We start from the raw sequence: 19,577 nt of genomic DNA on the forward strand, positions 1-19,577 counted from the left end.
GCTGATTGGCATGAGGCTTGCACTGCCCGCGGCAATGCTCCCGGCCATCGAGGCAACTGCAAGCCAAGGCACGATCCCGGAAAGTCAGTCCCGGTTTTCGGAAAAGATTGTGCCCAAACAAAGAGATAGAGCCTCAACCCGATGATCGGGACGCAACAGGCTCTGGGATTGGACCGACGATGAACTATGCCAACTTTCCTCTCGACAAGAGGATGCCGTTGCCGAATTCGGATGCAGGAGACGGCGAAGACTTCATCGATATCGAGCGGCTGCTTGGCATGGCTGCGCGGCAGGCCAAGGTGGTTGCCGTGTGCGCCGCCATCGGTCTTTTCCTGGGCATGCTCTATCTGCAGACCACGCCGCCCAAATTTGTGTCGGTGTCGAGCGTGCTGATCGACGAGGGCCTGAACAAGATCGTCGACGACATTTCGGCGGCGTCGACCACCATGCAGACCGATTCCGCCATTTTAAGCCAGATCGAGATACTGACCTCGACGCGGCTTGCCGCGGTGGTCGTCGACAAGCTTAAGCTCGACCAGAATGATGCCTTCATGAATCCGCCGCAGTCGGCGCTTGCCCAGGGCGTCGGTCTGATCCGCGGCCTGATCCAGTATGTCCGCCCCAGCCCGCCCATGCCGGGCCTTGGTGACATCAGCAAACTCGACCCGGCCGCCCGCGATGCGCTGATTGCCGCGTCCCGCCGTGACTACGCCATCCTCAAGCTGCAGAGCGAAATCCGGGCGGATCGTGTCGGACGAAGCTATGTCATCGCGCTTGGCTATCAAGCGACGGATCCGGGACTGGCGACCGCGATTACCAAGGCCTATGCCGAAGCCTATCTTGCCGATCAGCTCGATGCCAGCTTCGACGCCACCGAGCGCGCGGCGGTCTGGCTGCAGGGCCGGCTGACGGAACTGCGCGAAAGCTCGCAGCAGGCATCGCTCGCGGTCGAGAAATTCAGGGCCGAGCACGGCCTGTCCGCCAACAGCGATGGCCAGCTGATGAGCGACAAGCAGCTTGCCGATCTCAACGCCCAGCTGATCGTGGCGCAGGCCGACACGGCTCGCGCCAGCGCCCGCTACCAGCAGTACAAGTCGATTGTCGATAGCGGCTCCGACAACGCCTTCAAGGACGCGGCCATATCGGCCGACCAGCCGAGCAGTTCGGTCATTTCGGCGCTCAAGACCCGCTATCTCACCGTCGCCAAGCGGCAGCAGGACGTCGAGGCGAATTTCGGTCCAGAACATCCGCAGGCCGTCGCGCTTGCCAAGGAAAAGGCCGACATATCGGCGCAGATTTTCGGCGAGCTGAAGCAGCTCACCGAAAGCTATCGCAACGAATATGAGGTGGCGCTGGCGCGCGAGACCGCTCTCAGGGCCAATGTCGCCGCCGCACAGGGCAAGAGCTCCATCGACAACCAGTCGCAGGTCCAGTTGCGCGACCTCGACCAGAAGGCGACGGCGCTCACGACCCTCTACCAGACGTTCCTCGGCCGCTACGAGGAAGCCGCGCAGCAGCAATCCTTCCCGGTCGGCAAGATCCGCATCATCTCGGACGCCTCGACGCCGCTCTCCGCCTCGAGCCCGCGTACCATGGTCGTGCTCGGGCTCTCGCTCGTGCTCGGTGTGTTGATGGGCGCAGGCTTCGGCGGCCTCAACGAATTCAACGAGCGGTTTTTCCGGACCGGTGAGGAGGTCCGTGACCGCGTCGGTCTCAAATTCCTCGGCTACCTGCCGACCATCGGCAGCAAACCTGCCAAGGACGACAAGCCGGCCGAGGCTCAGCCGGATGCCAAGGCCGCCAGATCGCCGGCCGCCATTGAAAGGCGGGCGCGAATGAGGGTGAGCATCGACGCCCCGGCATCGATGTTTGCCGAAACGCTGCGCAGCGCCAAGATCGCCTTCGATGTCGTGATGGAAGGACAAGGCAGCCGCGTCATCGGCGTCATCTCCGTGCTTCCCGGCGAAGGCAAGTCGACGGTGGCGGCCAATCTCGCCGGGCTGCTTGCCGCCAACGGCGCCAAGACGCTGCTCATCGACGGTGATTTGCGCAATCCAGGTCTCAGCCGCAGCCTTGGCATGGAGGCCGAGCAAGGTTTGATGGAAGCGGTGGTGAGCGGTCAGACTTGGCAATCCGTCGGCAAGATCGACAGGCAGACCAAGCTTGCCATCATCCCGGCCGTGTTGCGCGGGCACTTCTCGCACACCAGCGAGCTGCTGTCCTCGGCCGGAATGCGGCGCTTCATCGAGAATGCCAAGGAGACGTTCGAATACATCGTCGTCGATCTGCCGCCGCTCGGGCCGGTGGTCGACGCCAAGGCCTTCGCGCCGCTCGTCGACGGCTTCGTGCTCGTCACCGAATGGGGCCGCACGCCACGCGCCATGGTGCGGTCGATGCTGGAATCCGAGCCCTATGTCGCCAACAAGATCGTCGGGGTGGTGCTGAACAAGGTCGATCTGAAGAAGCTCGCCAAATACGGATCGTTCGGGGCTTCGGAGAAATTCTTCGACAAGTATTCGACCTACTATCTCGACAAGTCGGAAGTCCGCAGCAAGGCACCGGTCTAGGGCAGTTCACTGTTTCACGGAAACGGCGAACCGCTCTAACTCCTTGTTTTGACGCAATTCCCAAGGGAACGCGCTACACGCTCTTCCCGGGAAACCGTTCACTATTCTCCAGGCGCCGCGCCTGATCAGGAGAAGATCAGGCGGCCTTGCTTGTCGGCGATCCGGACAGCCGTCAGGCGGCCGCTCTGGAAGGCGGCGGTGTCGATGCCCAGCCTGCGTCCCTCAAGTCTCGGTATGTCCACCGGCGTGTGGCCATGCACCACCCAGCGGTCGAGCAGATGGGCCGCGTCGAAGAAATCCGAACGGATGTGGAGGAGGTCACGGTCGTCCTGCGCCGCGAGGTCGACGCCCGGCCTGATGCCGGCATGGACGAAGACGAATTTCCTCGAGCGGACCATAATCGGCAGCCCACGCAGGAAGCTGACATGCTCGGCCGGGATGACATCCCTTATGTGCTGGTCGATCTCGGCGCTTCTTTCGTAAAGACCGGCAAGGCGCTGCGGGTCGAGACCATAGGAAAACAGGGTTTGCAGGCCACCTGTCGCCAACCAGGGTTCGCGTGACAGATTGCCGTCGAGATAATGCAGCATCGCCACCTCGTGATTGCCCGCGAGGCAGATGCGCTGGAACCCTTTCGGCGGCGGCGCAAGGAGATGGTCGAGCACCCGCGCCGATTGCGGCCCACGGTCGATATAGTCGCCAAGCATGATGATGATCTTGCGGCCCTGGAAGCGCAAGGAATCGAGCAGGATCTTCTGCTCCAGCGAGCGCAGCTCCTTGTAGCAGCCATGCACGTCGCCGATCGCATAGACGGTCGTGTCCTGCAGGTCGATATCGAGGCGTGCGCGCGCCGCCATCCGGGGTTTTCGCTGAAACAGGTTCACTGGCGAAGGCTCTCGATATCGAAAAGCGGACGGTCATGCACAAAACATGACTGTCTGTTATCCCGCGTGAAGCGGAGCGTGCCAAGAGGCTAATTTCACGATCCCGAAGCGGAATCCGGATTTCGGAAAGATCCTGCCGCGCCAGACGGATAGGGCATGCCGGGCCGGCTGGATGCGTTCACGCCACGGCGCAATTCCAGGAAAGGTGCGAGGCGGTTTTCCGCCCGCAGTTGCGTCAGGATGAAGATGGATCGGTTCGCCGGTTCCGCGAAACGGGAACCGACCCGGCGTCTAGGCGGCCTTGAGCCGATAGCGGAAAACGGTGTGGTCGAGCAGCAGCCGGATACGCGGCTCGGCCTCGGTCGCCACCAGCCAGCTTGCCGCGATCATGGTCGCGCCGACGATCGCCATCGATGGGAGATAAGGAGCACCGGCGCGGACCATGGCCCCAAGCATTGCCGCGCCGACAACATCGTGGATCAGATAGAGCGGATAGGTCATCAGGCCGATCCGGCGCCAGCCGCTCCAGCCGAGGTTGAGCCGCAACGACCATGCCATCAAGGCGATAGCGACGAGAAAGATCAGGATTGGCGGCGCATAGGGCATCACGGCATTGACCTTGATGCTGTGGACGTCGACCGAACTGGCGATCTGCAGCACGCCGCCGCCGAGGAACAACAGGCAGAAGCCAAGGCGGGAAGGCGTCAGCGCCTTGAACCGCATCAGCCAAAGCAACACGCCGACCGCGAAGAAACAGCCATGGTGCACCAGGGTAAGCTGCAGCCAGCGCGTCTCGGCGAAGTCGGACCAGTCGAAGAGATAATAGAGGCACCAGAACAGCGTGCTGACGAGGCCGATGGCGATAGCGGCCATTTCCATCAGATGGAAGCGGCCGAGCCGCAGCAGGATCCAGACGATGGCGTAGAAGGCGATCTCGATGCCAAGCGTCCAGTAGACACTGTCCACCCAGGGGCCATAGGGCGCGAACAGGCCGGTGCGGACGAGCCTGACCACCGCATCGGTCGGCCAGCTCAGGCCGATGAGCAGCAAAAGCACGGCGGTGATCGGCGCGCAGATCCAGACTGCCGGCGCCAGCCTTTTGAACCTTGCCTCGAAAAACCGCAGGGGCGTCGATTTCTCGGCGCTGAAGGCGATGACGAAGCCGCTGATGACGAAGAAGATCTCAACGCCGACCCAGCCGGACCCGACCCAGGCCCCTATTGCCGGCTGCGCCGGCACGCCGCCGGTGGCCTGCGCCGAAATGCCATCGGGGTAGGCCCATACCCAGAAGCCATAATGGTAGATCATGACCAGCACGGCGGCGAGAAATCGCAGGATGTCGACGCCGCCGAACGTAATTTTCTGTTGAGCCATACCGCACCGCCGGATGGCCCCCCACCCGTCACTTTAGGGTGGCTTGCTGCATTGCACAATAAAAGTATTGCTCGCCGATCAGGATAGGCCGACCGGCGCGGAAGGGCGCCGCGAAACCGCTCGCCGTGTCTGCCTCAAACCCCGATCCCGCGCGCCTTCAGGGCAGCGCTGATCTCGTCAAGGATGGCAGGGTCGTCGATGGTCGCCGGCATCGCCCACTCCTCCTTGTCGGCGATCTTCTGCATGGTGCCGCGCAGGATCTTTCCCGACCGGGTCTTGGGCAGGCGCTTGATCGTCACCACGGTCTTGAAGGCCGCGACCGGGCCGATGCGCTCGCGCACCAGCGCGACGACCTCCTTTTCGATGGCGCCGCCGTCGCGCGCGACACCGGCGTTCAGCACCACGAAGCCGAGCGGGATCTGGCCCTTCATCGCATCGGCGATGCCGACGACAGCGCATTCGGCGACATCGGGATGGGCGGCCAGCACCTCTTCCATGGCGCCGGTCGACAGCCGGTGGCCGGCGACATTGATGATGTCGTCGGTGCGGGCCATCACGTAGAGGTAACCGTCCTCGTCGATCATGCCGGCATCGGCTGTCTTGTAGAAACCGGGGAACTCATCGAGATAGGCTTGGCGGAAGCGTGCATCCGCGTTCCACAGCGTCGGCAGGCAGCCGGCGGGCAGCGGCAGCTTGACCACGACATTGCCGAGCGTCCCGCGCGGCACTTCGTGGCCGGCATCGTCAAGCACGCGGATATCGTAGCCGGGCATCGGCACGCCGGGTGAGCCGTATTTCACCGGCAGCAGCCCGAGCCCCGCCGGGTTGATGGTCATCGGCGAACCGGTCTCGGTCTGCCACCAATGGTCGACCACCGGCACGTTCAGCTTCTGCTCCGCCCATTTGATGGTTTCGGGGTCGGCGCGCTCGCCGGCGAGGAACAGCGTGCGGAATTTCGACAGATCGTATTTGGGAACGAACTCGCCTTTCGGGTCCTGCCCCTTGATGGCGCGGAAAGCCGTCGGCGCGGTGAACAGCGCGACGACGCCATGATCCGAGATGACCCGCCAGTAGGTGCCGGCATCCGGCGTGCCGATCGGCTTGCCTTCGAACAGGATGCTGGTACAGCCATGCAGCAGTGGTCCGTAGACGATGTAGGAATGGCCGACCACCCAGCCGACATCGGACGCCGCCCAGAACACTTCGCCCGGCTTGACGCCGAACTCGTTCTCCATCGTCCATTTCAGCGCGACCATGTGGCCGCCATTGTCGCGCACGATGCCCTTTGGCTGGCCGGTCGTGCCCGACGTGTAGATGATGTAGAGCGGATCGGTGGCGAGCACCGGCACGCAGTCGACATTGGCGCCTGCGGCCCGCTCGCGCGCGACGGCGTCGGCATAGTCGATGTCGAAATGGTCCTTCAGGTCACAGCGCAGCTGGTCGCGCTGCAGGATCAGGCAAGCGTCCGGCTTGTGGCGGGACATCTCGATCGCTTTGTCGAGCAGTGGCTTGTAGGCAACGATCCGGCCTGGCTCCAGGCCGCAGGAGGCCGAGATGATCAGCTTGGGCCTGGCGTCGTCGATGCGGGTGGCAAGCTCATGCGAGGCAAAGCCGCCGAAGACCACCGAATGCACGGCGCCGATGCGGGCGCAGGCGAGCATGGCGATGGCCGCCTCCGCCACCATCGGCATGTAGATGATGACGCGGTCGCCCTTGCCGACGCCCCGGTTCTTCAGCACCGAGGTCAGGGCCACCACTTCACGCTTCAGCTCGGCATAGGTGAATTTTCTCACCGTTCCGGTGATGGCGCTGTCATAGATCAGCGCGATCTGGTCGGCGCGTCCGCCGGCGACATGCCGGTCAATGGCGTTGTGGCAGGTGTTGCAGGTGGCGCCCGTAAACCAGCGGCCGTAGACGCCGGCGGTGGCGTCGAACACCTTGTCCCAGGGCGAATACCAGTCGATGGCGCCCGCCGCGTCCGCCCAGAATTCTTCCGGTTCGCGTTTCCAACCGTCATAGACCTCATGATAGCGTGAAGCCATCCGTACCTCCCCAGGAACCATTTGCCGTCTTTGCAAACAGCCTATGCTGTTTTTTCCGGCGCTGTCTTCCCTGATTTTCGTCTGAGCCGGTCTCGTCTTGACCCCTGGTGCCCTGTGTCGTGAAGTGGAGCCTTCGCGAGGGAGGATCCGAACGATGCGCCATCCATTGCCGATCATGGCACAACCGGCATTTGCGCTGACGGTCGGCGCGCTGCTCGCGATCTCCACCGCAACCGCACTGGCCGGAGACGCAGCGGCACGGCGCGTCATCGGCTTCTCGCCCGACGGCGGCTATTTCGCCTTCGAGCAATATGGTGAGCTCGATGCCGGTGCCTCGGCGTCCGGTTATTCGCAGATCGACATAATCGACACGCGCACCGACGAATTCGTTGGCGGCAAGCCCATACTGGTCGTTGACGAATCCGAGGAATCGACGCTGACGCTCGAACAGGCAAGGGCGCAAGCGGCTGCGAGGGCAAACCCCATCCTGGCCAGATACGCCATCGCATCGCGCGGCAAGCAGACCGCCTCCGACAAGTTCACCTTCCCCAGCGAGATGGTCGCCTACGCCGACATCTCCCGCCTCGAGCAGGTGTCGCGGAAATGGCTTTCGCCGCTCTATGGCGAGACAGGCATTTCGACGATCCAGCTCGACCAGATCCTGGCCGCCAGCACGGCGGATTGTTCGGCGAGTTTCGACGAGGCCCAATCGGGCGACCAGGCCCTCCAAGGTGACAAGGCCTTGCAAGGTGACGAGACCCCTCAAGGCGACAAGACGGGCAAGGCGCTCGGTTTCCGGCTGTCGCTGCGGGGCCAGGACGGCAAGCCGTTCAAGACCTTGCACGAGGACAAGGCCGTGCCTGGCTCGAGGAACTGCCCGACTTCCTACAGCCTGTCGGAATCCTATGAATACACACCTTCAGGCAAACCGGCGGTGATTGTCGTGCTGGTGCAGCGCTTCAGCCAGGGCTTCGAAGGGCGCGACCGCCGTTTCATTGCCGTGACCGGGCAGGCTCGCTGAGGAGCCGGCTCGATAGCCGACTAACGAACTGTATTCATTGGACAAAATTTCGATTGTACTAGATCGGCAGGGCCACGAGCATGAGGCCTACGCCGCCGAAGATCAAAATCGCCGCCGCCAGGGCTTTTCGATGACGTTCGAAAGTCGTCGGAGCCCGCTCCCAGTTGTAACGCATACGCTACCTCCCCCAAACCCGTGGAGTCTTTACCTTACTTAAGGGAAGAAAAGCAACGGTCCCATCGGTCAATGCACTTGCCTGTGGCGTCACGGCGACGACTATTTCTGGGGCGATTTTCGGTTGGGAACGGGTGATGGCGCTTGTGCGATCGGCGGGGAATCCGTCCCATCGCAAAGCCGCATCGGCTATCTCTCCGGCCGGCCGATAGACAGCGCCGCACCGCCGCGCTATCTCATTTTCGGGTTCTGGCACGGCTTGTTGGGGTTGGTGATGGAAATTGTCTCTGGAACGGTTTTGCGGCTGGCGGACGACGCCTCGGTCCAGCATGTCGGCGACGGTGCCGTCGTGCTTCTGGCACGCAGCGGCCAGCTCTATACGTGCAACGGCACGACCGAAGCCTTTCTCGACAAGGTGGATGGCGCGCGCAGCCTCGATCAGATCGTCGGCCTGCTTTGCGAGGAGTTCGAGGTCGACAAGGATACGCTCGATGAGGACATGGCGGCATTGGCCAACGATCTGGTCTCGGAAGGTATTCTCGCCGCCCCGGGTGCTTGATGGCTAGAGGTATCGCCTGATGGCTGACGGTCCGCTCCTGCGTGCCCTGTTTCGCTGCCATCTCTGGACAAGCGCGCGGCTGATGCCGGCGCTCATTGCCGGGCGCAGCTTCGAGGACGTGCTGAAATGGGCCCCGCTCGCTTCCTCGACCCCCTATCGCGGCCTGCCATCGGCCTACATCGTCGCCCGCGTCAACCGCACTGTCCGCCATCCCTGGCTGATGCGCGACCGCAGATGCCTGCGGGAAGGCCTGCTCGGCCATCGCTTCCTGCGCTTCGCCGGCTTCGATCCGGAGCTGCGTTTCGGCGTCGACCCGAAGTCGCTGCGGACGCCGCGCGTCTCGGCGCATTGCTGGGTCTGCCTCGATGGCAGGCCGGTGGTCAGTGACAGCCTTCCCGGCATGGTGGAGATCTATCGCCACCATGCCGATGCCTCAAAGGTGCACCCAGCTTGACCAGGCCTTCAGCATGCTACGACCTCAACGGCCAGGTCTTCGGCATATCGGCCGAACGCCCCGAGCTTTGGCAGGATTTCGACAGGATGCTGGCCATCCTGCGAATCACCGCTGATACCGCGCCGGGCTTTCTTCTCGATATCACCGAGGCGGACGTTCTGGACGAAGAGCCCGGCGGATCGCTCGTCTTCGACGGTGAGATACCTGAGGACGGCTACTGCCGGATGGTCGCTGAGGGCGGCACCATCCATCTCATCTTTCCCGGGCGCCAGACCGTTGCCGTCAATGACGAGGAAGGGTGGGCGAAACTCCGGGTTCGCCCTGGGGCGAAAGCAGCCTGGACGCCATCGATGCTGGTGTTGGACGCGGCGCTCGACGCCGGCGGCCAGCATATGCTGCACACGGCCGGCCTGACGCTGCCGGGCCACGACAACATCGTGCTGATCCATGCACCAAGCGGCACCGGCAAGACCACCACGTCGCTGGCGCTGGCAACGCAAGGCTTTGGTCTCTGCTCCGACGACGCCATGATCCTGGATCTGGCTTCGGAGAAGCAGCCCCTGGCCTGGGGTTTGCCGCGCCACGTCAAGATCCACCAGAGGACCGCCGAGATGATCCCGCAGGTTGCGCCTTGCCTTGGCCCGTCATGGGACCGCAACGGCGAACAGGCCGTCTCGCTGCAGCGGTTGGGCGAGATCGTACGCATCGAAAGCCCGATCGCCCGGCCCGTGGCGGCTCTGCTTCACCTGGCGCGCTCCGCCGACCGTGAGACCCGGCTCGTGCCCATGGCACGGACCGACGCGATGGTGGCGTTGGCGATGGACAATGTCCGCACCGGCATGACCGGCCTGCTGCCCTCGCAGAGGCGCCGGCTGGCGACGATCGGCAAGCTGGTTTCCTCGGTGCCGACATTCACCCTGGAAGTGGGCGCACGCCCGGCCGACGCGGCGGCGCTGATAAACGCCACGTTGACATCACCGGGTTGACGGCAGGTTCAAGCGGCCTATGGCCTGGCCTTGGCCACCCGCTGGATCCAGCGGAAGGCATCGCGCCGCAGACGCGAGCCGATCTTCTCCCGGGAATTGACCCTGAGCAGCGTGTTCGTCGTGATCAGCCGCTTGGCCAGCCTTATCGAGAGATCGGGCTTGATCCGGCCGGCGAGATCAAGCGCGCGACCCTCGCCGAACAACTGGCCGGTAACATTGAGCACGATCGCCAGTTCGAGCTCGATGCCGGTCATGCGGGCGGCGTCGAGCAGGCGGCTCTCCGATTCGGCTGATTGCAGCGCCCGCACCCCTTGCAGCACGTCGACGCAAAGCTGCAGCCGGTGGAATTTGTGGCCGCCGGCGGCGTGCACGATGGCGATCGTCAAAAGCGCTGCCGGCGTGTCCGTCGCGTCCCCGTCGATGACGCCCAGTTCGCGGAACCCCAGCGACAGCCGCCGCCGCATGCCGGTGTCGTGCACCAGGTCGCCATGCAGTTCGACCAGCAGGCTGGAATTCTCCTTTTCCAGCCATTTGAATTCCTGCAGCTGGCAGGATTCGGCTTCGTCACTGCCGAGTTCGAAGCCGCATGCCGCGATCACCTGGTTTGCCCGCGCAAGGTTGGCGGGTTCGACAAGGATGTCGATGTCGGTGAACGGCCTGTCCGACACGTTGCGATAGAGCTTTCGCGCGAAGACCGGTCCCTTGACGATCCGCGCCGGAATGCCCCGCGCCGCCATCTCCTTCATGATGCGGTCGCCATGATATTGCAGCAGCATCGACTGGCCGGTGGCGATCGTCGCCTTCTGGCGCAAATCGTCGAGCTTGTCCCGCAAGCCGGCGTCCGGCGGCAGGCGTGCATCGCCGCGCTCCCTGAGCTTGCGCAGCATGATCGGCAGGATGCCGTGGAATTCGGCATTTTCGAGCAGCGCGGACAGAGATTTTGCCGACAAATTGTCCTCGACTGCCGCCGCCTCCGGATCGGCGAAGCGCAGCAGCAGTCTTTCTTCGGCGGAGGTGAGTGATGGCAGCATCAAGCCGGACAAATCTTATCGCTGAGGGGATGTCCAGGATGGTTGCAGAAAAGCGCTGTGGAAGCCAGTCCTACATGCCCCAGCGCAGTGCCGCCGTATGGACAGGCGCGTCCCACCAGCCGGTCATCTCGTCATCGAGCATGGTCAGCGTGATCGAACAGCCAGCCATATCGAGCGAGGTGACATAGGTGCCGACCAGCGAGCGGGTTACCGTCACGCCCCGCTTCTCGAAAATCCGGCGGGCGCTATTATACATCAGATAGAGCTCCATCAGCGGCGTGCCGCCGAAGCCGTTGACGAACAACAGCGCCGGGCCTGTCGCCTTGTCACCAAGATCGCCCAGGATCGCGGTGCAGATTTCCTCGGCGATCGCATCGGCGCCTTTCAACCTGTCGCGGCGACGGCCGGGTTCGCCATGGATGCCGACGCCGAATTCCATTTCGCCGTCGCCGATCTCGAAGGTCGGCTTGCCCGCGGCCGGCACGGTGCCGCTGGTCAGAGCCACACCCATTGAACGGGTGGCGGCGTTGACGCGCTCGCCCAGCGTCTTCAGCACGGGCAGGGCCAGGCCATGCTCGGCCGCCGCGCCGACGATCTTTTCCACCACCAGCGTGCCGGCGACGCCGCGCCTGCCGGTCGTATAGGATGAATTCTCCACGGCGACGTCGTCATTGGTCACCACCTGCAGGACGCCTTCCGACATTTCGGCGGCCATGTCGAAGTTCATCACATCGCCCTCGTAGTTCTTGACGATGAACAGGCAACCGGCGCCCGTGTCGACGGCCTGCGCCGCCGCCAGCATCTGGTCCGGCGTCGGCGAGGTGAACACCTGGCCGGGGCAGGCGGCATCCAGCATGCCATGGCCGATAAAGCCGCCATGCAGCGGCTCGTGGCCCGAGCCGCCGCCCGAGATCAGCGCCACCTTGCCCGGCCGCAGGGTCCTGCGGCGGACGAATTTGTGCTCCTCGCCAAGCACCAGTATATCGGCATGGGCGGCCACGAAACCATCGAGGCTCTCGGTCAGCACCGTGTCCACCGCGTTCATAAATTTCTTCATGGCGTCCTCCCAAACAGCCCGGCAAGGAATAGTCAGCCGCCACCCTTGCCGGCGATGCTGGTGATCTTCTGGATGAATTCGTTGATGGCCCGGTCGAGCGCCGCATTCTGCTTGTCGTCACCGAAATCGGGAACGACCAGCGAAACGTGCCGGGTCTTGCGCATACCCGCGGCCACCGACATCTTTCCCGGATGCGCCTGGTGGTAAGCGGCGAGGAACTGATCCCGCTCGGCCGGGCTGAAATGGCAGACGGAAAAGATCGAAGGCAGATGTTTCGAAGGTATCGGGATCGTATAGGCGGGGCTGGAGATCTGCGTCACGAAACTGCGGTGCTTGCCGAGCGCGTCGGCGAGGCGCTGGCGCATGCCGGACGGGCGTTGGTCGATGACCTGCGACAGGATCGTCTTGTAGGCGCGGATCGCCTCTTCGGAGCCGGGTTCGGGTTTGATGTCGACCATGCCAGCCGTGCCTACACCGAAACATCTGAAATGGCCGCCTTGGCCATGGCGAGTTGCGCCGGCGCGACGGAAAGATCGCGTAGGCCCGCTTCGAGCAGCGACGGGATCGCGTCCGGATCGCCGCCGGCATCGCCGCACAGGCTGACGGGAATGCTGTTGTCCCGTCCAAAGGCCACAACCGAGCCGATCAGCCGCAGCACCGCCTGATGGCGGACCGAATTGAGGTGGGCCACGGCAGCGTTATCCCGTGCCGCCGCCATCACATATTGCGTCAGGTCGTTGGAGCCGATCGAGAAGAAGGCTACGCCGGAGAATGCTTCCGGCGCGATGGCGACTGAAGGCACTTCGACCATGATGCCGAGCGGCGGCATCTTGTGCGCGACACCGCGGGCGGCAAGGGCTGCCTGTTCCTCGGCGAACAGGGCGGCTGCGCGCTCATACTCATCGGCGATGGCGATCATCGGAAACATGACCTTGAGATTGCCGTGCGGCGCGGCGCGCAGCAATGCCCTGATCTGCACGCGAAAAATGTCGAGCCGCGCCAGCGACAGTCTGATCCCGCGCAACCCGAGGAACGGATTGCCTTCCTCGACGGTGAAGCCCGGCACCGGCTTGTCGCCGCCGGCATCGACAGTGCGGATCGTCACGGGTTTGTCGCCAGCCCACTCAAGCACCTTGCGATAAGCACGATACTGCGTCTCCTCATCCGGCAATATCCGGCCGAACAGGAATTCGGTGCGCATCAGCCCGACACCGTCGCAGGTCGCGATATCCAGGGCGTCGACATCGGACGGGTCGGCGATGTTGACCTGCACCCGCACCGCCGTGCCGGCTCTTGTCGCAGCCGGCCGTGCCAGAAAAGTCCTCGCCTTGCCTTGTCGGGCCGTGAAGGAAGAGGACGACCGCCGGAACGATCCGATCTCCGCCGGCGAGGGCGCCAGGACGATATTGCCGTGTTCGGCGTCGAGCAGCGCCATGCCGGCAAGACCGGCAAGCGGTTCGCGCAGCCCCACCACCATCGGCACGCCACGCGAGCGCGCCAGCATGGCGACATGGCTGGCGGTGCTGCCCGCCTTCAGCGCGATGCCGCCGCCATGGCTCCAGTCGGTTTCGAGAAAACGCGTCGGCGCGATGTCCTCGCCGCAGAGGATGGCACCGGTCGGCGCCGTGGCGCCACCGTCCTCGGTCAGCGCGCGCAGCACCTGGTCCCTGATATCGCGCAGGTCCGTGGCGCGGGCGCGGAAATAATCCTGGTCGGAGGCCTCGTAGCCGGCGATCTCGGCGTCGAGCGCCTCCCGCCATGCCGCGTCGGCGGTCCGTCCGGACGCGATCGACGCGAAGGCTGGTCCGCTCAGTGCATCGTCCTCCAGCATGGCGATGTGGAATTCGAGTATGCCGGCGGCGTCGCTGTCGGCGGTTTCGACTATTGCCGCAAGCCGGCTTACCGCCTTGCCGATCGCGGCTTCCAGCGACGTCTTCTCTTCCGCTGATGTGGCTTTGCTTGCATAGATGGCCGGCGGCCGGTCGAGGTCGAACAACGGCCCCTCGGCATAGCCGGCCGAGGCCGGAACACCCTCAATCCGCATGGCCCGCATTCCCAAAGCAATTCCAGGAAAAGTGTGAGCGGTTTTCCCGGGCAAAGCGCATAGCGCTTCGCCCTTGGGAATTGCGCAAGAAGAAGATGCTGGAGCGGTTCAGCGTTTCCGTGAGACGCAACACCGCTCCTGCAGGCAGGCGAAGGCGCGCGCCAGCGTCAGGCCGACCGGACATGACCGGCGTCCTCGTCGAAATCGCGCTGCACCAGGTCGATCAGCGCGCGCACGGCATCATCGGCGCCGCTGCCTCTGGCCCTGATGTGCAAAACCGTGCCCTTTGGCGCCTTGGCCGCCATCACCTTGACGATGCTCTTGGCGTCGAACCATGGGCCGTTGGCGGCAAGCGCGATTTCCACGTCGGCGGCAAAGGTCTTGGCCAGCTTGGTGAACTTCACCGAGGGACGCGCATGCAGGCCCACATCGTGGGTGATCAGGACGGTCGCTTCGGCGGCTGCGGACATTTTCAGGAATCCCGTTCACTCACGACGGCGACAATTCATGCGCCGTCGCCACCACTTCCTTCAGCGAGGCGCCGCCGGAGGATTCGGTCGCCGCCATCACCGCGCCCTCGACGATCGGCGCGTTGCAGACGGTGATCTTCTGCGCCCGCGGCTCGCCGATCATTTCCACCGCCATTTCCGAATTGGTCTCGGCTCCGCCGAGATCGACAAGGATGGCGACACCGGCCTCCGACCAGGCCTTGTCGATGGCACCCATGATCGCCTCGACACTGGTGCCAAGCCCGCCATGGCCGTTTCCGCCGCACCATGCAAGCGGCACTTCGTCGCCCACCATCTGGCGTACCATGTCGGCCGTGCCCTCCGCGACCAGCGGCGAATGCGACACGATCACGATCCCGACATTGCTCATGCGCTTTCCCCGATCGCTTGCCCCAACGTGCGCACCAGCAGCGCGGTCGAGCGCGCGCCGGCATCCATATGGCCGATCGAGCGGTCGCCAAGGAACGAGGCGCGGCCGCGTAGCGCCTTCATAGGCACGGTCGCTTCGGCGGCGGCGTCGGCGACGTCGGCGATTTCCGCCGCCGTCTTGCCTCCCGCCAAGGCGTCATGCACCGGTTGCAACACATCGAGCATGGTTTTTTGTCCGACCTGGGACTTGCCACGCGCTGCCACCGCTTCGATCGCCTTGCCGAAGGCCGCCGTCAAATCGGCACGATCGGGCTCCGCCGCAATCTCCTTGCCCAGCGCCATGAACAATGTGCCGAACAGCGGGCCGGAGGCACCGCCCACCGTCATCACCAGCTTGGTGCCGATCGCCTTCAGGGCCTCGGGCAAGGGCTTCGCGGCGAACACGCCAGCCTCGGCCCGCACGGCCTCGAAGCCGCGCTTCATGTTCAGCCCATGGTCGCCGTCGCCGATCGCCTGGTCGAGCACCGTCAATTCCTCGGCATGGGCGGCAATCGTATCCGCGGCTGCCGCGATCAGCCCGGCAAGGTTCAACGCCGTCATGTCGTCCAAATTCCCGGTTTTCACCATGCCGGCAGTAGCGAAAGAACGGTCATTCGACAACGGGTGCATGTGTCAGGCCGTGACGAGCAGCGCGGCGACGGCTGCGAAAACCTCGGCCACGGCATGGGCGCCGGGGTCGACCACGCCCTGCAATTTGGTCCCGACATAGGCGGACCGCCCGGCTTTTGCCTTCTCCATGGCGGCCGTCGCCTCGGCTCCGCGCCGGGCCGCGATCGCTGCTTCGCCAGGGCCGTTGCCGTCGAGCGTCTTGAGCGCCGGCTCGAGCGCATCGACCATGGTGCGGTCGCCCGGTTTGGCGCCGCCATAGAAGGTCATTCGCTCAAGTCCGGCGAGCAGCGCCTTGGGCAGGCTGGCGCCGCCGTCCAGCGCCCGCGCCGCCGCCGTGAAGAAGATCGACAGCAGCACCCCGCTGGAGCCGCCCATCGATGCGCTCAGCGTGTCGCCGACGGCGCCAAGGGTCGCCGCGGGATTGGCCAGCGGCAGCGTGTCGAGCCGATCGAGGATGCTGCGCGCTCCGGTCGCCACGGTCGAGCCGGTGTCGCCGTCGCCTGCCTTGGCGTCGAGACCGTTCAAGGTCGCTTCCAGGGAAATCAGCTTTTCACAGACCGTGACGATCAGGCGCCTGGTGCCGGCATCCTGGCTGGCCCTGTGCGCGGCACTTTGTCCGGCTGCCTTCGCCATCGGCACGATGGCAGGTGCCGCGACCGGCCGTGCCGGCATCCAGGCGTGCGGGCCGACCGGCGCCAGCAAGGCGGCTTCGCGCCCTGGATCGAGCCGGATCAGCGACAGCGAGAAGCCGTTCATGTTGAGCGCCGTCATCAGCGGACCGGGGCCGATCGTCAGCTTGACCATCCTGGCGAGTGATGAAGCGAGCACCGCGTTGGCGACCAGCGACATTTCGAGCGGCGGCACCGAACCGAGATTGTTGATCAGCAAGGCATGGCTGGCCCTCGGATCGAGCAGCACTGCCAGGCGCTCGGCCATGATCGCCACCAGCCGGTCCGCGCTTTGCACCGCGATGCGCTCGACGCCCGGTTCGCCATGGATGCCAAGGCCGAGTTCACCATCGTTCTCGCCAAACCGTTCCTCGTGCGGCTGGCCGGGAATGGAGCAGGAAGACAGCGAGATGCCGAGCGAGACGATATCCTTTGCCGCCGCCCGCGCCGCCGCCGCGATACCGGCCAGATCATGGCCGGCCTCCGACAGATGGCCTGAGATCTTGTGCACGAACAACGTACCGGCGACGCCGCGCGGCTGGGCGATGTCGGGAAGCGCGATGTCATCGCCGACAATCACCATCTCGACGCGAAAACCTTCGGCGCGCGCCTTCTCGGCCGCCAGGCCGAAATTGAGGCGGTCGCCCGTGTAATTCTTGACGATCAGCAGGCAGCCGGCCGGGCCGGTGACCGCGCGGATGGCCGCAAGCACCGCTTCGACGCTCGGCGAGGCAAAGATCTCGCCCGAGACCGCCGCCGTCAGCATGCCCTTGCCGACAAAGCCGGCATGCGAGGGCTCGTGCCCCGCGCCGCCGCCGGAGACGACGCTGACCTTCGACTTGTCCCAATCGGCACGCAGCACGACCTTGATCTCGGGATAGCCGTCGAGGCGCGCGAGATCGCCCGATCCGATCGTCCGCAACAGGCCGTCCAGCGCCTCGGTGACGATGGTTTCCCGGCGGTTGAAAAAGTGCTTCATCGAATTCGTCCCGTATTCGCAATCGTCAATCAAAGGCGGGGTGAACCCTCAGTGGGAGCGCCGAACCTCTTCACATCAACCGTTGTCCGTCGGCGCCGAAATAGAGCGGCGAGCGATAGCGGATCATCACCTTGTCGCCTTGCGCCAGATCGGTGTCCGGATCGGTAAGCGTCACCAGTTTCCTTGGCCCCACCGTCACATGCAGATGGTTCTGGTCGCCGAGATGCTCGACCCAGTCGACGACGCCGTCGGCATGGCCATTCATCGCCTTTTCGATCGTCAGATGCTCCGTGCGCGCGCCGATCGTCTTGGTGCCCGCTGGCGCGCCGCCATCGGGCAGCAGGCCGGTCGGCAGAAGATTGATCGCCGGCTGGCCGAGCCTTGCCGCGACATGCAGGTTTGCCGGCTCCGAATAGATCGTCCTCGGCGTGCCGATCTGCACCAGCACGCCGTCGGCGAGGATGCCGATGCGGTCGGCCATGGTCATCGCCTCGATCTGATCGTGGGTGACATAGAGCATGGTGGCGCCGAGTTCGGACTGGATGCGCTTCAATTCGAGCCTGAGATCCGCTCGCAGCTTGGCGTCGAGCGACGACAGAGGTTCGTCCATCAGATAGATCGCCGGCTTGCGCACCAGCGCGCGGCCGATGGCGACGCGCTGCATCTCGCCGCCGGACAGTTTGGTCGAGCGGTTGGCGAGCTTGTGGTGGATACGCACCATCTTCGCCACCTCCTCGACGCGGCGGCGGATCTGGTCTTCCGGTATCTTGCGTGCCGGTGAGCGCAGCGGGAAGGCGAGATTGTCGAACACCGACAGATGCGGGTAGAGCGAATATTGCTGGAACACGAAGGCGGTGTCGCGCTCCGCCGGGGACAGCGTCGTGGCGTTGTGGCCGCCGATCTCGATGGTGCCGCTGTCCGGGCGCTCCAGCCCGGCGATCAGCCGCAGTGTCGTCGTCTTGCCGGCCCCGGTCGGTCCGAGCAGCACGACGAATTCGCCATCGGCTATGTGCAGGTCGAGACCGTCGACGGCGACATGTTCGCCAAAGCTCTTGGTCACGTTCTTGATGTGCACGTCAGCCATGCTGCGCTCTCCCCTGAGAGGCGGTATCGTGGATCGCGGTTTTGACCGCCCTGCCGGAGCCCTTGTCGAACAGCGACAGCCGCGCGCTGTTCAGGGCCAGGCCGACATGATCGCCAGCGTTGAGCCGGATTTCGGCCGGCACGCGCGCCTTGATGATGCCGTCCGCCGTTTCCACCGCGACGATCTGGGTGGTGCCGAGATATTCGGTGCCGTAGATGGCGCCGCGCAGTTTCGAGGCATCGTCGAAGCGGATGTGTTCGGGCCGGATGCCGAGCGCCATGTCGGCCGGCGCGATGTCCTCGCGCACTTCCGGCACCGTGACTTTCGCGCCCTGGACGACGATTTCCCTGGCGCCCTTGGCCAGCCCGCCGCCGAAGCCCAGAAAGTTCATCGGCGGCGAGCCGATGAAGTCGGCGACGAACATGGTTGCCGGTCGGTCGTAGATTTCGCGCGGACTGCCGAACTGCTCGATGACGCCGTGGTTCATGACGGCGATCTTGTCGGCCATCGACATCGCCTCCATCTGGTCATGCGTGACATAGACCGTGGTGGCGTGGATGCGGTTGTGCAGTTCGCGCAATTCATGGACCATCAGGTCGCGGAATTCGGTGTCGAGCGTGCCCAGCGGCTCGTCCATCAGGAAGCACTTCGGCCGCCGCACGATGGCGCGGCCGAGCGCGACGCGCTGGCGGTCGCCGCCGGCGAGGCCGGAGACGGATTTGTTAAGCAGATGGTCGATGCGCAGGAGTTTTGCCGTCTCCTCGACGCGGCTGCGGATTTCGGCCGACGGCATGCCTTGTGCCAGCAGCGGAAAACCGATGTTCTTGCGCACATTCATGTGCGGATAGAGCGCGAACAGCTGGAAGACGAAGGCAATGTCGCGCTCGCGGGCCCGCAGCATGGTGACGTCGTCGCCGCCGAGCAGGATCTGGCCGCCAGTCGGCAGTTCCAACCCTGCGATCATGCGCAAGGTCGTCGTCTTGCCGCAGCCCGACGGCCCGAGCATGACGAAGAACTCGCCATCCTCGACGACGAAGTTGGAATCCTGCACGGCGACGAAATCGCCGAAGGCCTTTCTCAAATTCTGGACGCGGATTTCGGCCATG

The 19,577-nt window shown here is 64.5% G+C and carries 18 protein-coding genes; 5 read left to right on the forward strand and 13 right to left on the reverse strand.

Annotated elements, in window-relative coordinates; genetic code table 11:
• Nucleotides 1–179 precede the first annotated feature (179 nt).
• Entirely contained in the window at nucleotides 180–2,567 is a 2,388-nt protein-coding gene (locus AC07SZ_RS31740) for a polysaccharide biosynthesis tyrosine autokinase (protein ID WP_056569477.1), read from the forward strand.
• 125 nt (nucleotides 2,568–2,692) lie between these two features.
• On the opposite strand, the gene AC07SZ_RS31745 is transcribed toward AC07SZ_RS31740, so the two are convergent.
• The 3 genes from AC07SZ_RS31745 to AC07SZ_RS31755 all read right to left on the reverse strand — a co-directional run bounded on the left by AC07SZ_RS31745 (nucleotide 2,693) and on the right by AC07SZ_RS31755 (nucleotide 6,867).
• Nucleotides 2,693–3,424: a metallophosphoesterase family protein gene (locus AC07SZ_RS31745; protein WP_056569480.1), complete on the reverse strand. Its 732-nt coding sequence runs from the start codon at nucleotides 3,422–3,424 to the stop codon at nucleotides 2,693–2,695.
• A 318-nt stretch (nucleotides 3,425–3,742) separates the two neighbouring features.
• Nucleotides 3,743–4,825 carry an acyltransferase family protein gene (locus AC07SZ_RS31750; RefSeq protein ID WP_056569483.1) on the reverse strand — a complete coding sequence of 361 codons (1,083 nt, stop codon included), beginning with the start codon at nucleotides 4,823–4,825 and terminating at the stop codon, nucleotides 3,743–3,745.
• Nucleotides 4,826–4,959: 134 nt separating this feature from the next.
• A complete protein-coding gene (locus AC07SZ_RS31755; RefSeq protein ID WP_494917436.1) occupies nucleotides 4,960–6,867 on the reverse strand; it encodes a propionyl-CoA synthetase in 1,908 nt (635 codons plus the stop codon).
• 154 nt (nucleotides 6,868–7,021) lie between these two features.
• On the opposite strand from AC07SZ_RS31755, the gene AC07SZ_RS31760 reads away from it, so the two are divergent.
• The 4 genes from AC07SZ_RS31760 to AC07SZ_RS31775 all read left to right on the forward strand — a co-directional run bounded on the left by AC07SZ_RS31760 (nucleotide 7,022) and on the right by AC07SZ_RS31775 (nucleotide 10,061).
• Nucleotides 7,022–7,888 (forward strand): DUF2259 domain-containing protein, encoded by an 867-nt coding sequence (locus tag AC07SZ_RS31760; protein WP_494917437.1) that lies wholly within the window; start codon nucleotides 7,022–7,024, stop codon nucleotides 7,886–7,888.
• 298 nt (nucleotides 7,889–8,186) lie between these two features.
• The gene (locus AC07SZ_RS31765; protein ID WP_244494022.1) at nucleotides 8,187–8,621 is read left to right on the forward strand and encodes a PqqD family protein; all 435 of its coding nucleotides are present in this window, start codon (nucleotides 8,187–8,189) and stop codon (nucleotides 8,619–8,621) included.
• 19 nt (nucleotides 8,622–8,640) lie between these two features.
• Nucleotides 8,641–9,075, forward strand: a complete 435-nt coding sequence (locus AC07SZ_RS31770) for a lasso peptide biosynthesis B2 protein (protein WP_056569493.1) — start codon at nucleotides 8,641–8,643, stop codon at nucleotides 9,073–9,075.
• Nucleotides 9,072–10,061, forward strand: a complete 990-nt coding sequence (locus AC07SZ_RS31775; RefSeq protein ID WP_494917438.1) for a serine kinase — start codon at nucleotides 9,072–9,074, stop codon at nucleotides 10,059–10,061. Before AC07SZ_RS31770 ends, AC07SZ_RS31775 begins: the two co-directional genes overlap by 4 nt.
• Before the next feature lie 17 nt (nucleotides 10,062–10,078).
• Here the strand turns inward: AC07SZ_RS31775 and AC07SZ_RS31780 are convergent, their stop codons facing one another.
• The 10 genes from AC07SZ_RS31780 to AC07SZ_RS31825 all read right to left on the reverse strand — a co-directional run bounded on the left by AC07SZ_RS31780 (nucleotide 10,079) and on the right by AC07SZ_RS31825 (nucleotide 19,576).
• Nucleotides 10,079–11,092 carry a nucleotidyltransferase family protein gene (locus tag AC07SZ_RS31780; protein ID WP_494917439.1) on the reverse strand — a complete coding sequence of 338 codons (1,014 nt, stop codon included), beginning with the start codon at nucleotides 11,090–11,092 and terminating at the stop codon, nucleotides 10,079–10,081.
• Nucleotides 11,093–11,162: 70 nt separating this feature from the next.
• On the reverse strand, nucleotides 11,163–12,149 hold the full coding sequence (dhaK, locus tag AC07SZ_RS31785; RefSeq protein WP_494917440.1) for a dihydroxyacetone kinase subunit DhaK: 987 nt from the start codon (nucleotides 12,147–12,149) through the stop codon (nucleotides 11,163–11,165).
• A 32-nt stretch (nucleotides 12,150–12,181) separates the two neighbouring features.
• Nucleotides 12,182–12,607, reverse strand: a complete 426-nt coding sequence (locus AC07SZ_RS31790) for a hypothetical protein (protein ID WP_056569505.1) — start codon at nucleotides 12,605–12,607, stop codon at nucleotides 12,182–12,184.
• A gap of 11 nt (nucleotides 12,608–12,618) precedes the next feature.
• Nucleotides 12,619–14,193 (reverse strand): phosphoenolpyruvate--protein phosphotransferase, encoded by a 1,575-nt coding sequence (gene ptsP / locus AC07SZ_RS31795; RefSeq protein WP_494917441.1) that lies wholly within the window; start codon nucleotides 14,191–14,193, stop codon nucleotides 12,619–12,621.
• A gap of 167 nt (nucleotides 14,194–14,360) precedes the next feature.
• A complete protein-coding gene (locus AC07SZ_RS31800) occupies nucleotides 14,361–14,663 on the reverse strand; it encodes an HPr family phosphocarrier protein (protein ID WP_494917442.1) in 303 nt (100 codons plus the stop codon).
• 19 nt (nucleotides 14,664–14,682) lie between these two features.
• Nucleotides 14,683–15,072 carry a dihydroxyacetone kinase phosphoryl donor subunit DhaM gene (gene dhaM, locus AC07SZ_RS31805; protein ID WP_056569510.1) on the reverse strand — a complete coding sequence of 130 codons (390 nt, stop codon included), beginning with the start codon at nucleotides 15,070–15,072 and terminating at the stop codon, nucleotides 14,683–14,685.
• On the reverse strand, nucleotides 15,069–15,671 hold the full coding sequence (gene dhaL, locus AC07SZ_RS31810) for a dihydroxyacetone kinase subunit DhaL (RefSeq protein WP_494917443.1): 603 nt from the start codon (nucleotides 15,669–15,671) through the stop codon (nucleotides 15,069–15,071). Before dhaL ends, dhaM begins: the two co-directional genes overlap by 4 nt.
• A gap of 72 nt (nucleotides 15,672–15,743) precedes the next feature.
• The gene (locus tag AC07SZ_RS31815) at nucleotides 15,744–17,387 is read right to left on the reverse strand and encodes a dihydroxyacetone kinase subunit DhaK (RefSeq protein ID WP_494917444.1); all 1,644 of its coding nucleotides are present in this window, start codon (nucleotides 17,385–17,387) and stop codon (nucleotides 15,744–15,746) included.
• 70 nt (nucleotides 17,388–17,457) lie between these two features.
• Nucleotides 17,458–18,471 (reverse strand): ABC transporter ATP-binding protein, encoded by a 1,014-nt coding sequence (locus AC07SZ_RS31820; protein ID WP_494917445.1) that lies wholly within the window; start codon nucleotides 18,469–18,471, stop codon nucleotides 17,458–17,460.
• On the reverse strand, nucleotides 18,464–19,576 hold the full coding sequence (locus AC07SZ_RS31825; RefSeq protein ID WP_056569519.1) for an ABC transporter ATP-binding protein: 1,113 nt from the start codon (nucleotides 19,574–19,576) through the stop codon (nucleotides 18,464–18,466). The genes AC07SZ_RS31820 and AC07SZ_RS31825 overlap by 8 nt, the downstream gene beginning before the upstream one ends.
• Between the last annotated feature and the right edge of the window lies 1 nt (nucleotide 19,577).

Source organism: Mesorhizobium sp. GW821-FHT07A06, assembly GCF_059419085.1.

Bases quoted from the DNA above. Each gene is read 5' to 3' on its own strand.
- AC07SZ_RS31755 (WP_494917436.1), bottom strand. From the start codon at position 6,867: ATGGCTTCACGCTATCATGAGGTCTATGACGGTTGGAAACGCGAACCG.
- dhaM (WP_056569510.1), bottom strand. From the start codon at position 15,072: ATGAGCAATGTCGGGATCGTGATCGTGTCGCATTCGCCGCTGGTCGCG.
- AC07SZ_RS31815 (WP_494917444.1), bottom strand. From the start codon at position 17,387: ATGAAGCACTTTTTCAACCGCCGGGAAACCATCGTCACCGAGGCGCTG.
- AC07SZ_RS31825 (WP_056569519.1), bottom strand. From the start codon at position 19,576: ATGGCCGAAATCCGCGTCCAGAATTTGAGAAAGGCCTTCGGCGATTTC.
- AC07SZ_RS31770 (WP_056569493.1), top strand. From the start codon at position 8,641: ATGGCTGACGGTCCGCTCCTGCGTGCCCTGTTTCGCTGCCATCTCTGG.
- AC07SZ_RS31740 (WP_056569477.1), top strand. From the start codon at position 180: ATGAACTATGCCAACTTTCCTCTCGACAAGAGGATGCCGTTGCCGAAT.
- AC07SZ_RS31800 (WP_494917442.1), bottom strand. From the start codon at position 14,663: ATGTCCGCAGCCGCCGAAGCGACCGTCCTGATCACCCACGATGTGGGC.
- ptsP (WP_494917441.1), bottom strand. From the start codon at position 14,193: ATGCGGATTGAGGGTGTTCCGGCCTCGGCCGGCTATGCCGAGGGGCCG.
- dhaK (WP_494917440.1), bottom strand. From the start codon at position 12,149: ATGAAGAAATTTATGAACGCGGTGGACACGGTGCTGACCGAGAGCCTC.
- AC07SZ_RS31790 (WP_056569505.1), bottom strand. From the start codon at position 12,607: ATGGTCGACATCAAACCCGAACCCGGCTCCGAAGAGGCGATCCGCGCC.
- AC07SZ_RS31780 (WP_494917439.1), bottom strand. From the start codon at position 11,092: ATGCTGCCATCACTCACCTCCGCCGAAGAAAGACTGCTGCTGCGCTTC.
- AC07SZ_RS31750 (WP_056569483.1), bottom strand. From the start codon at position 4,825: ATGGCTCAACAGAAAATTACGTTCGGCGGCGTCGACATCCTGCGATTT.
- AC07SZ_RS31820 (WP_494917445.1), bottom strand. From the start codon at position 18,471: ATGGCTGACGTGCACATCAAGAACGTGACCAAGAGCTTTGGCGAACAT.
- AC07SZ_RS31745 (WP_056569480.1), bottom strand. From the start codon at position 3,424: ATGGCGGCGCGCGCACGCCTCGATATCGACCTGCAGGACACGACCGTC.
- dhaL (WP_494917443.1), bottom strand. From the start codon at position 15,671: ATGACGGCGTTGAACCTTGCCGGGCTGATCGCGGCAGCCGCGGATACG.
- AC07SZ_RS31760 (WP_494917437.1), top strand. From the start codon at position 7,022: ATGCGCCATCCATTGCCGATCATGGCACAACCGGCATTTGCGCTGACG.